The 13,332-nt window shown below is 68.9% G+C and carries 13 protein-coding genes; 7 read left to right on the top strand and 6 right to left on the bottom strand.

The window, feature by feature from the left end; all coding sequences use genetic code 11:
• Window positions 1-31: 31 nt before the first annotated feature.
• From AB0J62_RS23920 to AB0J62_RS23910, 3 genes are read left to right on the top strand one after another with little or no spacing between them, the layout of a single operon-like run.
• Window positions 32-943: an ATP-binding cassette domain-containing protein gene (locus AB0J62_RS23920; RefSeq protein ID WP_363875042.1), complete on the top strand. Its 912-nt coding sequence runs from the start codon at window positions 32-34 to the stop codon at window positions 941-943.
• Window positions 940-1,587 carry a DedA family protein gene (locus AB0J62_RS23915; RefSeq protein WP_363875039.1) on the top strand — a complete coding sequence of 216 codons (648 nt, stop codon included), beginning with the start codon at window positions 940-942 and terminating at the stop codon, window positions 1,585-1,587. The genes AB0J62_RS23920 and AB0J62_RS23915 overlap by 4 nt, the downstream gene beginning before the upstream one ends.
• Window positions 1,584-2,327 (top strand): ABC transporter permease, encoded by a 744-nt coding sequence (locus tag AB0J62_RS23910; RefSeq protein ID WP_363875036.1) that lies wholly within the window; start codon window positions 1,584-1,586, stop codon window positions 2,325-2,327. The genes AB0J62_RS23915 and AB0J62_RS23910 overlap by 4 nt, the downstream gene beginning before the upstream one ends.
• Here the strand turns inward: AB0J62_RS23910 and AB0J62_RS23905 are convergent.
• Complete coding sequence (locus AB0J62_RS23905) at window positions 2,286-2,948, bottom strand: NAD(P)H-dependent oxidoreductase (RefSeq protein WP_363875033.1); 663 nt, start codon at window positions 2,946-2,948, stop codon at window positions 2,286-2,288. The two genes, AB0J62_RS23910 and AB0J62_RS23905, sit on opposite strands and share 42 nt — an antisense overlap.
• Before the next feature lie 65 nt (window positions 2,949-3,013).
• Here AB0J62_RS23905 and AB0J62_RS23900 point away from each other — a divergent pair, with 65 nt between their 5' ends.
• A complete protein-coding gene (locus AB0J62_RS23900) occupies window positions 3,014-3,880 on the top strand; it encodes a sigma-70 family RNA polymerase sigma factor (RefSeq protein WP_363875030.1) in 867 nt (288 codons plus the stop codon).
• On the opposite strand, the gene AB0J62_RS23895 is transcribed toward AB0J62_RS23900, so the two are convergent.
• From AB0J62_RS23895 to AB0J62_RS23880, 4 genes are all read right to left on the bottom strand, one after another.
• A complete protein-coding gene (locus AB0J62_RS23895) occupies window positions 3,864-5,444 on the bottom strand; it encodes an AAA family ATPase (RefSeq protein WP_363875027.1) in 1,581 nt (526 codons plus the stop codon). The two genes, AB0J62_RS23900 and AB0J62_RS23895, sit on opposite strands and share 17 nt — an antisense overlap.
• Window positions 5,445-5,643: 199 nt before the next feature.
• Window positions 5,644-6,309 (bottom strand): response regulator transcription factor, encoded by a 666-nt coding sequence (locus tag AB0J62_RS23890; RefSeq protein ID WP_363875024.1) that lies wholly within the window; start codon window positions 6,307-6,309, stop codon window positions 5,644-5,646.
• Entirely contained in the window at window positions 6,306-7,862 is a 1,557-nt protein-coding gene (locus AB0J62_RS23885) for an ATP-binding protein (RefSeq protein ID WP_363875021.1), read from the bottom strand. The genes AB0J62_RS23890 and AB0J62_RS23885 overlap by 4 nt, the downstream gene beginning before the upstream one ends.
• Before the next feature lie 34 nt (window positions 7,863-7,896).
• The gene (locus tag AB0J62_RS23880) at window positions 7,897-8,979 is read right to left on the bottom strand and encodes a GntR family transcriptional regulator (protein WP_363875018.1); all 1,083 of its coding nucleotides are present in this window, start codon (window positions 8,977-8,979) and stop codon (window positions 7,897-7,899) included.
• A 79-nt stretch (window positions 8,980-9,058) separates the two neighbouring features.
• Here AB0J62_RS23880 and AB0J62_RS23875 point away from each other — a divergent pair, with 79 nt between their 5' ends.
• Genes AB0J62_RS23875 through AB0J62_RS23865 form a run of 3 tightly spaced genes read left to right on the top strand, consistent with a single transcriptional unit; the run spans window position 9,059 to window position 11,904 of the window.
• Window positions 9,059-9,781, top strand: coding sequence for an SDR family NAD(P)-dependent oxidoreductase (locus AB0J62_RS23875; protein ID WP_363875014.1), 723 nt, complete (start codon window positions 9,059-9,061; stop codon window positions 9,779-9,781).
• A gap of 12 nt (window positions 9,782-9,793) precedes the next feature.
• Window positions 9,794-11,299, top strand: coding sequence for a glycosyltransferase family 39 protein (locus AB0J62_RS23870; protein ID WP_363875011.1), 1,506 nt, complete (start codon window positions 9,794-9,796; stop codon window positions 11,297-11,299).
• Window positions 11,299-11,904, top strand: a complete 606-nt coding sequence (locus AB0J62_RS23865; RefSeq protein WP_363875008.1) for an SUMF1/EgtB/PvdO family nonheme iron enzyme — start codon at window positions 11,299-11,301, stop codon at window positions 11,902-11,904. The genes AB0J62_RS23870 and AB0J62_RS23865 overlap by 1 nt, the downstream gene beginning before the upstream one ends.
• Here the strand turns inward: AB0J62_RS23865 and AB0J62_RS23860 are convergent.
• Complete coding sequence (locus AB0J62_RS23860; protein WP_363875005.1) at window positions 11,894-12,841, bottom strand: zinc-binding dehydrogenase; 948 nt, start codon at window positions 12,839-12,841, stop codon at window positions 11,894-11,896. The genes AB0J62_RS23865 and AB0J62_RS23860 overlap by 11 nt on opposite strands.
• Window positions 12,842-13,332: the final 491 nt, after the last annotated feature.

Here is a 13,332-nt window from a genome sequence, read left to right as displayed (position 1 = left end):
CGGGGGTGCCCGGATTCGTAGTTTCGACAGCGTGATCACCCTCGAACGACTCACCAAGACCTATGGCGCCACCCGCGCCGTGGACTCGCTCGACCTCATCGTCTCGCCCGGCCGGGTGACCGGCTTCCTCGGCCCGAACGGCGCCGGCAAGTCGACCACGATGCGGATGATCCTCGGCCTCGACGCCCCGACCGCCGGCGTCGCGCTCGTCGACGGCCGCCCGTACGCCGAGTGGCCGGCGCCGCTGACCAAGGTCGGCGCCCTGCTCGACGCCAAGGCGCTGCACCCGCGGCGGTCCGCGCGGAACCACCTGATCGCGATGGCGCACAGCAACGGCATCCCGGCCAGCCGGGTCGATGCCGTCCTGTCGATCGTCGGCCTGGATCCGGTCAGCCGGAAGCGGGCCGGACAGTTCTCGCTCGGCATGAGCCAGCGACTCGGGATCGCCGGCGCGCTGCTCGGGGATCCCGAGGTGCTGATGTTCGACGAGCCGGTCAACGGGCTCGACCCGGACGGCGTCCGCTGGGTCCGTGAGCTGATGCGTTCGCTCGCGGCCGAGGGCCGGACGGTCTTCGTCTCCAGCCACCTGATGAGCGAGATGCAGCTGACCGCCGACCAGCTGGTCGTCGTCGGGCGCGGCCGGCTGATCGCCGACGCACCGATCGCGGAGGTGATCTCGGGCTCGTCCCGCAGTACGGTCGCCGTCCGCGTTCCCGATCTGCGGGATCACGCAGTACTCCGGGAGCGGCTGACGGCCGAGGCGGAGCGCGTGGACGCCGTCGACGACCGGCTGATCGTGACCGGAGTACCGGTGGAGCGGATCGGTGATCTCGCGCACGAGCTCGGCGTACGGCTGCATGAGCTGCACACCGAGCGGGCGTCGCTCGAGGAGGCGTACATGGAGCTCACGGCCGACAGCGTGGAGTATGGGGTGGCATCGTGAGTGACGCGATCCTGCACTTCGCCGACGAGCTGATGTCCTCGTGGTGGATCTACCTGGCGCTGTGGGGCTTCGCGGCGCTGGACGGCTTCTTCCCGGCGATCCCGAGCGAGACGCTGGTCGTCACGGCCGGGGTCTTCGCCGCGTCGACCGGTGAGCCCAACCTGTACGCCGTGATCGTGGTCGCGGCGCTCGGTGCGTTCATCGGTGACCACGTCTCGTACGCCCTCGGCCGCGGCGCCGGCGGGCGGCTACTCGACCGGGTCAAGCCAGGTACCAAGCGGCACGCCGCCGTCCAATGGGCCCGGCGATCGCTGGACGAGCGCGGCGGTCTGGTCCTCGTCGTCGCGCGCTACGTGCCTGGCGGCCGCACCGCGGTCACGCTGACCATGGGCTCCGTCCGCTTCCCGCTCCGGAGCTTCACGCCGTTCGCAGCGCTCGCCGCGATCAGTTGGGGCGCGTACTGCACGTTGGTGGGCTTCATCGGCGGCAAAGCCTTCGAGGACAACCCGCTCAAGGGCGTCGTCCTCGGCATCGGTCTCGCGCTCGCCGTGACGCTGATCGTCGAGCTGGTCCGCCACCGCCTGCGCAAGCGCAAGCCTCAACCTCAAGTAGACCCTCAACCCGTGGAAGCAGGCAGGCGATGAACGCGGTCCGGTCGGAGTGGACGAAGCTGTGGACGGTTCGGTCGAGCTGGCTGAACATCGTGGGGGCCGTCCTGCTGACAGCGCTGCTCGGGATGCAGTACGGGTTCAGCCTTGCCTACGACAACTCCCATCGCGCGCACGCCGAGTCGCAGCCGGTCGGCGAGTTCGGCGCCTCGGTGATCCTGATCGTGCAGGTGGTGGTGGCCGCCTTCGCACTGCTGAGCGTGACATCCGAGTACGCCACCGGCAGCATCCGCTCGACCCTGCAGTGGACTCCGGTACGGCGGAACGTCGTGCTGGCGAAGGCGGCCGTGTTGGCACCTGTTCTGTTCTGCTACGGACTGCTGGTGGCCGCGATCGCTTCCGTGACAGGAGGTCTGGCCGCGGGCTCCTGGGCTGAGTGGGACGTAAGCGGATTCGTCGTCGACCTGTTGTCGGTCGGCTTCTACGCGACTGTCGCCGGCTTGTTCGTCGCGGGGATCGCCTGGGTGGTTCGCAGTACGGCGGGCACACTGACGGCTGCCTTCCTGCTGCTCCTGGTCGTCCCGCTCATGCTCAGCCAGAGCTCACTCCGCGCGCTGGTCTGGGTCGCCGCGCTGCTGCCCGGCGGTGCCGGTCAGAACTATCTGACCGGCACCACAGACCCGCTCTCCCCCACCCTGAGCGCGGTCGTCCTGGTCCTTTGGGCTTTGGGTGGTCTAGCGCTCGGCTGTCGCGTGCTGACCCGCCGCGATGCTTGAGATCGCCTCGGCCAGGGATTGCTCCGCCAACGGACGCAGGTGCGCGAGGCGCGGGACCAGCCCGGCCAGGGTGAGCTCCGCGGTGATGAACCGGATGTTGTCGTCTCGGACGCCGTAGTTGGTGAAGTACGCGCGCAGGTAGGGCACCTCGTAGTCCCAGCCCTCCCGCGGCGTCCCCGGACCATAGGCGCCGCCGCGGCTGGTGATCACTACTACCTCGGTGTCACCGAGCGCCAGCACGCCCGGAAAGGTGATGCGGTCGATCCAGGCCTTGAGCGCGGCGGGCAGCGAGAAGTTGTACAGCGGCGCCCCGATCAGGATCGTGCTGCTCCCGAGTACCTCGGTGATCAGCGGCTCGGTCAAGGCCCAGGCATCAGCTTCGGCGGCGTTCTCGACCAGGGCTCCGACCAGCTCGAGCGGTACCAGGCCCTCCCGCTCGGAACGCCGGCCGAGCTGGCAGTACGCCGTGTCGATGGGCGGCACCGGGTCCGCTGCGAGGTCCCGGTACCGGTACTCGGTCGAGCCGTGGTCGGACCGCCAACGGTCCGCGAACAGTCTGGTCAGCCTCCTGGTCACCGACTCGTCGGAGCGATTGGCACTGGAATCCAGATGCAACAGCATGGTCACCTTCGTCGTCTCGTGGTCGTCAGACTGGGTGACGGCGGGTAGCGCGGAAAGGTGACCAAGTGGACCAGCTGACCGAGGCCTTCGAAGCCGAGCGCAGCAAGCTGGAGGCGATCGCGTACCGCCTGCTGGGCTCGCACAGTGAGGCTCAGGACGCGGTGCAGGAGGCGTGGATCCGGCTCGACCGCACGGACGGCATCGACAATCTGGGCGGTTGGCTCCGCACAGTGGTGACGCGGATCTGCTTGGACATGCTGCGCGGTCGCAAAGCCCCGCCCGAGGATCCCGACGAGCTCGAGCAGCTGCCGACGGTACGGCGCACTCCGGAGGAGGAGGCGCTGGTCGCGGACTCGGTCAGCCGGGCGCTGCTCGTCGTACTGGACACGCTGGAGCCGGCCGAGCGGATCGCGTTCGTGCTGCACGACATGTTCGCCGTGCCGTTCGCTCAGATCGCCCCCATCGTCGAGCGGAACCCGGTCACGACGAAGAAGCTGGCCAGCCGCGCGCGTCAGAAAGTCCAGGGCACGCCGTCGGTGCCCAACGGTGAGCTGAACCGGCAGCGCCGGGTGGTGTCCGCGTTCCTCGATGCCGCTCGAGCAGGCGATCTCCACGCGATCCTGGCGGTGCTGGATCCGGACGTCGTCCGGCGGGTCGACGCCACGGTGCTGTCTCCCGGCATGTCCGCCGAGCTACGCGGCGCGCGGGCAGTCGCCGAAGGCACGGCGGCGCTGGCCGCACGTTCCCAGCTGGCCGAGCTCGCGCTGGTGAACGGCCGGGTCGGCGTGGTGCTCGCCCCTCACGGCAAGCTACTGCTCGCCCTCACCTTCACCTTTACCGGCGAGACGGACCGGATCACGTCGTACGACGTGGTGGCCGATCCGGCCCGCCTCAGCCGGTTGAGTCTTGCAGTGCTCACCGCGGAGCGTTGAGGGCGATCGTCACCTGCTCCGACACCCGGGCGGCCAGCTCCAGCGCAGCGCGCCGGGTGGCGGGCTGCAGCGCGGAGTGGTCGAGCGGGCCCTCGGCGGCGATGTGCATGTCCATCGGGATGTCGACGACGGCGGCCGCGCGCGATTCGAAGTACGGACGGAGCTGCTTCTCGACCTCCTTGTTGACGTCGCCGGGACCGTTCGAGACCGCGATCACCGCGCGGCGGATCAGCCGCTGCGCCTCGGGGCCTTGGTTGTCGAGCTCCTCGAGCATCTGTACCGCGGCCGCGCAGGACAGGCTCTTCCACTTGATCGGGATGACGAGGGCGTCGGCCGCCTTCATGGCCTCACGCCAGTTGCTCGAGCCCTCGTTGTTCCCGGTGTCGATCACGAGCACCTTGTAGAACCGGCTCAGCAAGCGGTGGATCAGGTCGAAGTCGTTGGCCTCGATCTGGGCGTACGTCGTGGTCGCCGACGTCAGCACGTCGTACTGACCGGACACCTGGTGCCGCAAGTACGCCGCGACGTCACCGAGCCGGGCATCCGGCTGGGTCAGCATCGGCATCGCCTGCAGCATGTCCGTCACGGTGGACCGTGAGTTGGTGTCGTGGGTGCGAAGGTGCATGTTGCCGCGCAGCTCGTTGTTGTCCCAAGCCACGACACCGCCGCCACGGGCCTGGCCGAGCGCACCGGACAGCAGCAGCGTGGTCGGCGTCTTGCCGGAGCCGCCCTTCGGGTTGGCCACGACGATCGTTACCGGACGCCGGAACGCCGTCGCAGCCGTCGCCCGCGCGATCCGCTCGGACCGTTCGGCGCTGCCCGGACGGAGCTTCAGCATGCTGCGGACACCACGCTCGGCCGGAGCCTCGCGCGGCAACGGCAGAGCCTGGATCAGGTCGTCGGTGCGGAAGGAGAGGTTCTGCGGCGGCTGCGGAGGCTGCTGGCCGGGGATGCCCTGCGGGAAGAAGTGCTGCGCCGCCGGGGACAACGGCTGACCGCCCTGACCACGCTGCGGTCCGCCTTGACCGGGCTGACCCGGCTGACCCGCCTGGCGCTGGCCTGCCTGGCCAGCCTGGCCGGGCTGGGGCTGGCCGGCGGGGCCCTGCTCCGGCCCGAGACCGGAACCCGAGCCGTGGAAGGAGGAACCGCCGAAGACCGGGCTGTTCGGGGCCGCCGGGGTCTGGTCCGGGTGCTCAGCTGCCGGCTCGGCCGTGTCGGTCGACTGCGACTCGACAGGCTCCTCGTCGAACTCCTCCGGCTGAGTCCACGACGCCGCGGCGGACTCGGCGACCGGCTGGGTCCAGGACGGCGCCGGCGGGGTGGCCTGCGGCTGGGTCCACGGCGCGGGCTGGTCGACCGGCTGGCCGGCGGCCGGTGTCGACCAGGAGTCGGCTGGGAACTCCTGGGACAGCGCGTCGGGCTGCTGCTCGTCCTTCTCCTCGGCCGGCTCGGCGTCGTTAGGGTCCGGCTGGGTCCAGGAGGGGGTCGGCTGCCACATTCTCCGGACCTCGGCCGCCGCCGCTTCCCGGTCCTTGTGCTGTCCGGAGTTGTGCGAGTCGGTCACGACCTGGATCCCCGATTCTGTGAGGGGGCGGGTGGCCCCTGGAGTCTTCTGCTGAGTTGTCCTGAGTTGTCCGGAGGGTGAGGGCTCCGGGAGGCACCACTATCCCATGACCGGGTGTCCTCACCACGTCACCACCCGGAGCGTTCCGTGACCAGTATCCCGAGTGGCGAGGGGCACGCATCGGCCTGACGCGAAGAGGTCAGGAGGTGACCAGTCCGGCCTCGTGGGCGACGATCGCGGCCTGGACCCGGTTCTTCACGCCGAGCCGCAGCAGTACGGCGCTGACGTACGCCTTCACGGTCCCCTCGACCAGGTACAGGCGGGCCGCGATCTCGGCGTTCGACAGCCCCGCACCGACCAGTCCGAGCACGTCCAGCTCACGCGGGCTCAGTACGGCGACCTGTTCCTTCGCGGCAGCCGCCCGCGCCATCGCTCCGCCACCGGATCCGGCGCTCAGCTCGGCGATCACTCGTTGCGCCACTTTGGGCGACAGGTACGCGGCCCCGTCGGCCACCGCCTTCAGTCCGGCGATGAGCTCGCGAGGGTCTCCTGACTTGAGCAGGAAGCCGCTCGCGCCGTCGCCGAGCGCACGGGCGATGTACGCGTCCTCCGAGAACGTGGTGAGGATGACGACCGCCGTCTCCGGCACGGCCTTCCGGATCTCTGCGCCCGCAGCGAGTCCGTCCAGCCGTGGCATCCGGATGTCCAGTACGGCGACGTCCGGCCGATGACGGCGTACCGCCTCGACGGCCTCGACACCATCGGCTGCCTCGGCAACTACCTCGATCTCCTCGTCGGTGCCGAGGATCGCGCGGACTCCGGCCCGCACCATCGCCTCGTCGTCGGCGAGCATCACCCTGATCATCCGTTCCCCTCCGGGGTTGGTGCGACGGATCCGCTCGCCACCACCGCCTTGGCGACCAGTGCGCCGTCGGCGAAGCACAGGCGGTACACGTAGTTGCTGGAGAACGGCGCGGCCGGACGGTAGTACCGGCAGCTCCAGCCGACTGGTGGGCTGTATCCCTCCGACGGCGCATCGACCATCTGCATCCGAGGCAGCACCTTCGCTACGTCTGCCTCGGACTGGCCGATGCTGAGTTGGTCGTACTGCGCGGGTCGCAGGATCGCGCTGTAGCCCGCAACGAGGTAGTAGCCAAGGGCAACCGCGCCTACTACGGCACCGAGCAGCAGCGGTGCGGCGATGGCGGTGATCAGCCCGCGCTGGGCGCTCCGTCGTACCGTGGCTCGCTCTACTGCGGCTGTCGGAGGCTCAGGTCGACCGCCGGCTCGAGGCATCGTCGCTCTGACTGTGAAGCCGCCATCTGGTCTCGGACCGGCTGCCAGCGAGCCACCAGCGAGGCGGACCCGCTCCCGCAGGCCGTCGAGTCCTCGTCCACCCGATGACGCAGCCGCCGGCCTGGCAGCTCCGGTGTCTACGACCTCCACGTGTACGTCGTCGTCCTCGGTGGACACTGTGACCGTCACGGATGCGCCGGGTGCGTGTTTGCTCGCATTCGTCAGCGACTCCTGGACCACGCGGTGCACTGCACGGTCCACCATCGGCGACAGCTCACCGTCGACGTCTCCGGTCAGCTGGACCGACAGTCCGGAGGCTGCGGCGCGCTCCACCAGCTCCCGCACGGATTCGTCGTGCGGCATCGTCGGTGCGTCCTGATCACGCAGTACGCCGACGATCTCGCCGAGCCGTTCAGTCGCAGTGGCTGCGGACTCACGCAACTCCCCCGCCGCCCGCCGGTGTGCGTCGGGCAGCGAGGGGTCGAGCTCGAGCGCCGCAGCGCGCAGTGCGATCAGGCTGAGCTCATGGCCGACCGAATCGTGCATGTCCTCGGCGATGCGTGACCGCTCACGCAGCCGTTCCTGGTCGATCTCCATCTGCTGCTCGCGCTCGATCCGCTCGGCCCGCTCCCAGCCGGCCGTGGCGAGCAGCGCTTGCTGAGCGCGGTACCGCCCGATCAGCCAGGGCAGTACGACGAGCAGCAGAGCGAGCAGGAGCATCAACAGCCACGTCAGAACGGCTTCAGTCGCCTGCGCACCCCGGCTGACGGTCAAGGCGAGAATCAGCATGCCGAGCAGCGACCAGCTGCACAGCAAGACGAAGTGCTTGAGCTGCGTCTCGCGGCGACCGGCCAGATAGCTCAGGAGGCTGATCGCCGGTACCAGTGCGATCTGCACGCCGTTCGTCGTACCAAGGGCGAGGGCCAGGATGACGATCTCTGCCCACGCCACCGCGGCCAGCGCTACCAGCGGCCACCTGCGCCGGCCGTAGACGGCAAACGCCAGTACTGCGATGCACGCGGCCCGGAACCAGTACGGATCGTGCCGTGCGCCGCTTTCGGCGAGCACCAGGAAGCTGAACGCGGCGCACAGACCCACGTCCCCCAGACGCCGCCACTTCATGCGGTAGACGCTACACAGTCGCGAGAAGGTCGCCCTACTGCCGAAAGTCAGGTGCAGCCTCGACAATCTCGAACGGGACCAGCGAGAGGTTCGGCACCGCCTCGCCACGGAGCTGGGCGAGCAGGAGGTCGACGGCACGACGTCCCATCTCGGTCTGGTTCTGCCGGATGTGCAGGTACGGCGGTCCGCCGATCGAGTCTCCAGGCGAGTCGAAACACGCGACGACCCGGTCACCGAGAACGCGGTCGACCATGCGGGCCAGGTTGTACTCACAGGCGAAGTACGCCGTCACCTGGGGCATGCGGTCGCGGAACGCACGGATAACGTCCAGGTCCGCGCGCACGCTTTCAGTGGTCGTCGAGCCTGGCAGGGTGCTGCGGAGGTCGGTCAGCTCGTACGCGTGGCCGCGAGCGGTGAAGGCGGCGCGAAAGCCTTCCAGACGGTCCTCGATCGAGGACGTGTTCACCGGCGGTGGCGAGACGAAGGCGATGTGTTCATGGCCCTGGTCCAGCAGGCGGGTTGTTAGTGCGCGGGCTGCCGCCACGTTGTCGGTGTGAACGGCGGCTACTGGGATTCCAGCCAGATGACGGTCGACAAGGACCACTGGGAACCCGTCCAGGACCTGCCGGAGCAGACTGGCGTTGTAGAAGTCGCCGTGCACCGGGAACACGATCAGGCCGTCCACAGTGGCTACGAGCGAGTCGACTGCCTTCTCCTCATCGGACTGGCGCCCATGGGTTCGCCGTACGACCAGGTGAGCGTTGTACTCCGCACAGCGCTCCTCGATCGCGTTGAGCAGGTCCAGCCCGTACGCCTCGGACATGTCCGGGACGATGAGCGCGATCGAGCGGGCCTCCCGACGCGGGGTCGGGCGGAGCGGGATGGTCAGGTCGGTGAGGTCCGGCAGCCGGCGTACGACGAAGGTGCCCTTGCCACGGATGCGCTCCACCAGACCGGCCTCACGCAGTACCTCCAGGGCGCGCTTGGAGGTGATCCGGCTGACCCCGAACTGGGTCGCCAGCTCCATCTCCGACGGCACCCGGTCCCCCGGCCGGAGGGCGCCGCGCCGGAGCTGCTCCAGGACGTGAGCGCAGATCCGCTCGTACAGCAGTGCCACCTGCGTGTCCCCTCGCCCGTTGTCTGGTTGACATATCCAATCATCCCGGACTGTCGGTGGCCGGTGGCAGCCTTCGGGCATGGACATCACCGGAAAGGTCGCAATAGTTACCGGAGCCGCGGTCGGCATCGGCCGCGCGATCGCCCAACGCCTCGCCGCGGCGGGCGCGTCGGTGGTCGTCGCTGATATCGACGCTTCGGGTGGCGCGCGGACAGCGGAGCTGATCGGGCCGTCCGCGCGATTCGTGCAGGTGGACATGCGGGACGATGACGCGGTCGGCGAGCTGATGGCATGCCAACCGCAGATCCTGGTCAACAACGCGGGCGGTGGCGCTGTGCTCAGACCGTGCTTCCCGGAGGCCTCGGTCGAGCGGTGGACCGATTCGCTCCTGGTGAATCTCAGGGCGCCGATGCTGACGACGCAGCTGGCTCTGCCGGGGATGCGGGCGGCCGGTGGCGGCGCGGTGGTGAACGTGGGATCGACCGCTGGGCTGGGTTTCGGGCCGCACGTGTCACCGGAGTACAGCGCGGCCAAGGCGGCTCTGATCCGTTTGACGACGACGCTGGCGTCGCTCGAAGGTGTGCGGGTCAACTGCGTCGTGCCGGACTGGGTGGCGACCGAACGCGGCGTGCGCGAGCGCGAGGCGCTCCCTGCTTCGGAGCGTGGGCCGGCCTTGGTTCCGCTCGAGGCAGTGACCGACGGCGTGATCCGTTTCGTCGAGGACCAGACCCTCACCGGCCGCGTCCTCCTGCTGAATCGCGCCGCCGATCCTGAATTACTAGCGGCGACCCCGTCCGACTGACAACATGCGCCCATGACGCGCCCACCGGCCACCACGACTCAGACACCGGACGCCACGACGCTTCAGCCGGTGCACCCGTTTGCCGCGCGGCCCGTGGTGGGCGTCGCGGTGCTCGTCGGTGTCGTACTCACGGCGCTGTCCGGGCGCTACGGCTATCACCGCGACGAGCTCTACTTCCTGGTTGCGGGACGGCACCTCAGCTGGGGGTACATCGACCAGCCGCCGCTGACCCCGCTGATCGCTCGCATCTCGACCACGATCTTCGGCGACACCGTCGTGGGTCTGCGGGTGCTGTCGACGCTGAGTTGCGTCGCGACGATCATCGTGGTCGCGCTGCTTGCCCGCGAGTTCGGCAGTTCTCGGCGCGGTCAGGTGCTCGCCGCGATCTGCGCCGCCGTGTCCGGGTTCGTGCTCGGCGTCGGTCACATGGTGTCCACAGCGACGTACGACCTGCTCGCCTGGATGCTGATCGCGCTGTTCGCGGTGAAGCTGCTGCGCACGCGCGACGGGCGCTGGTGGCTCGCGCTCGGGCTCACGGCCGGGATCGCCTTGGAGAACAAGTACCTCGTGGTGCTGCCGGTCGGCGCGCTGTTCGTAGCGCTGCTCATCGTCGGACCGCGCAGCGTGCTGCGCTCGTGGTGGCTGCTCGCGGGCGTCGCCGTGGCCGGGGTGGTCGCGCTGCCGAACGTGGTGTGGCAGTTCCAGCACGGCTGGCCGCAACTCACGGTAGCCGGCGGGATCAGTGAGGACGACGGCACCGAAAACCGCATCATGTTCATCCCGCTGCAGATCCTTCAGCTGTCGCCGTTCCTGGTCCCGATCTGGGTGGCCGGGTTCCTCCGGCTGTGGCGGAAACTCCAGTGGGCCCGCTCCATCGCGCTTGCCTACCCCGTGCTCTGCGTGGCAGTCCTGCTCGCCGGCGGGAAGTCGTACTACGCCCTGCCGCTGCTGCTCGTCCTCGTCGCGGCCGGCTCCGAGCCGACGCTGCGATGGGTCGACAAGCATCGGATCCAGGCCGTCATCGCTTTGGTGCTCACGGCATTGACCTCGGCCCTCTTCACGTTGCCGGTGCTCCCCGCATCAGCCGCCGACTTCGTCATCCCGGTGAACAAGGAGCAAGGCGAGCAGATCGGCTGGCCGGCCTTCACCGAGTCGGTCGCGACCGCGTGGGAACAGATCCCGCCGGCCGAGCGGTCGACGGCGACGATCTTCACCGGTAACTACGGCGAGGCCGGCGCCCTGCGACGCTACGGACCGTCGCACGGCCTGCCCACGGCGTACTCCGGGCACATGAGCTTCGCCGACTGGGAACGCCCGCCGGACACGAACACGGGCCCGGTCCTGCTCGTCGAGATCCAGCGGACGCCGGTCTTCGAAGCGCACTTCCGGGACTGCAAGCAGGTCGGCACTGTCGATGCGATCGTCTCCAACGATGAGGACGGGACTGCGCTCGTCCTGTGCGACGCGCCGGCGGAGCCGTGGTCGGTGCTCTGGCCGAAGCTCCGGCAGTTCTACTGATGGATCTGGTGGACATTCCTGCCGGCCTGATCTTCCTCCGCGACGATCGCGCCGGCCGGCGCTGGCACGTCGACCTGCCCGCGTTCCGGCTGGGGCGTTATCCCGTGACGGCAGCCGACGTACCGCTCACAGGCGTCAGCTGGTACTCCGCAGTTGCCCTGTGCAACCAAATGTCCGTGGATGCGGGGCTGCCGGTCGCCTACGAGATCTCCGGCTCGGACGTGAGCTGTGATTGGACTTCCCCGGGCTACCGGTTGCCGACCGAGGCGGAATGGCAATGGGCCTGCACGGCGGGCGTTCCGGCGTACCGCTATGGGGAGCTCGACGAGATCGCGTGGTACTCCGAGAACTCCGATGGGCGGGCCCATGCCGTCGGTGGGAAGGCAGCAAACGCCTGGGGGCTGCACGACATGCTCGGCAACGTCTGGGAGTGGTGCTGGGATCTGTACGACCCCGACACCTACGGTTCCTACCGGATCTTCCGCGGCGCCGGCTTCGCGGACCCGGAACGCTCCGTCGGCTCAACCGTCCGCCGCCGCTCCCACCCGACCTTCGCGATCGAGGATCTCGGGTTTCGGGTCGCGCAGTCTGTTCTCACGGCTTGAGGGCGAGTTTGCCAACCGTGACGCCCGCCTCGAGCTCCGCGAGCACCTTCGGCCCGTCCTCCAGGTCGTAGACAGTCGGCTTGCCGGGCGGGTACACACCGGCGTCGATGAGCTTGCCGAGCTCGGCCATCACGTCGGCGAACAGCTCCGGCGCTTGCTGGATGAACGTGGTCAGGTGATGCCCGATCACCTGCACCGGATGCTTGAAGTTCAACTCCCAGTTGCTGATCGAGGACTCTCCTGCGGCGGCACCGATCACGATGACCTTCCCCGTCACCCACCGTGCAACCTCGATACTCCGCCGGAACGTTTCACCACCCACCGATTCGAGAACGACGTCGACGCTGCCATCGCCCATCTCGGCCTTCAGGTCACCGAGCTCGATCACCCGATCCGCGCCAAGCCGCCGTACGACGTCATGCTTCGGCGCAGACGCTGTCGCGATCACCGTTGCCCCGTAGTACTTGGCGATCCGCACCGCCGCCTGGCCGACACCACCCGCGGCCGCGTGGATAAGGACCGTGTCGCCGGGCTTGACCCGCCCCAGCGACCGAAGCGCGGCCAGCGCCGTCGCCCAGTTCAACACCAGACCGAGCGCCTCTTCATCCGCCCACCCCACCGGCACCGGCACGAAATCGGCCATCACCATGTACTCCGCAAACGCCCCATACCCGGTCCCGATCACGTGGTCTCCAACAGTCACGCCGGTCACGCCGTCTCCCACAGCAACAACCTCCCCCGCCGCCTCGAACCCAGCCAGATACGGCGGCCGCGGCCCACCGTCGTACGTCCCCCGCGCCCGCATCACATCAGCAAAGTTCACCCCCGCAGCCCCCACCCGCACCAACACTTCCCCAGCCCCAGCCGCAGGAGCCTCAACCTCCACCACCCGCATCTCCCCCGCCCCACCCCAACCCCCTTGCTCCAAAGCCCGCACAACCCCACCCCTTCACTAGTGTTTGATCTTCACCGTACACCAGTTCGATGAAGGCCGAACACAATCCCAGGATCCGCCCCCAGCCACCGAGCAACCCACCCAACCCACCCCCAGAAGCAACCAACCGCCCAACCCACACAAAAAGTGCGGCCAAGCACCGTGCGAGCTCCGCAGATCTGCGAGGTGAGCAGCCGGCCACAGCCACCCCGCGGAGCCAAATGGCCAACCCCACCCAAGCCGGTACGCGAACCACCCGCCGAACCCACGCAGGTGACCGAACAGCCGAACCAACCCACGCAGGTGAGCGGACTGCCCAACCCACGCAAGCCGGTACGCGAATCACCCGCCGAACCCACGCAGGCGACCGAACCGCCGAACCCAACCCACGCAGGTGACCGAACCGCCGAACCCAACCCACGCAGGTGACCGAACCGCCGAACCCAACCCACGCAGGTGACCGAACCGCCGAACCCAACCCACGCAGGTGACTA

The organism is Kribbella sp. NPDC049584 (assembly GCF_040675555.1).
GTDB lineage: Bacteria > Actinomycetota > Actinomycetes > Propionibacteriales > Kribbellaceae > Kribbella.
This window is presented reverse-complemented; position numbering and strand designations above follow the sequence as displayed.

What these genes read in the sequence shown, in the direction of transcription:
- AB0J62_RS23865 (WP_363875008.1), top strand. Translation starts at nt 11,299, where the DNA reads ATGGATCTGGTGGACATTCCTGCCGGCCTGATCTTCCTCCGCGACGAT.
- AB0J62_RS23875 (WP_363875014.1), top strand. Translation starts at nt 9,059, where the DNA reads ATGGACATCACCGGAAAGGTCGCAATAGTTACCGGAGCCGCGGTCGGC.
- AB0J62_RS23905 (WP_363875033.1), bottom strand. Translation starts at nt 2,948, where the DNA reads ATGCTGTTGCATCTGGATTCCAGTGCCAATCGCTCCGACGAGTCGGTG.
- AB0J62_RS23910 (WP_363875036.1), top strand. Translation starts at nt 1,584, where the DNA reads ATGAACGCGGTCCGGTCGGAGTGGACGAAGCTGTGGACGGTTCGGTCG.
- AB0J62_RS23870 (WP_363875011.1), top strand. Translation starts at nt 9,794, where the DNA reads ATGACGCGCCCACCGGCCACCACGACTCAGACACCGGACGCCACGACG.
- AB0J62_RS23885 (WP_363875021.1), bottom strand. Translation starts at nt 7,862, where the DNA reads ATGAAGTGGCGGCGTCTGGGGGACGTGGGTCTGTGCGCCGCGTTCAGC.
- AB0J62_RS23890 (WP_363875024.1), bottom strand. Translation starts at nt 6,309, where the DNA reads ATGATCAGGGTGATGCTCGCCGACGACGAGGCGATGGTGCGGGCCGGA.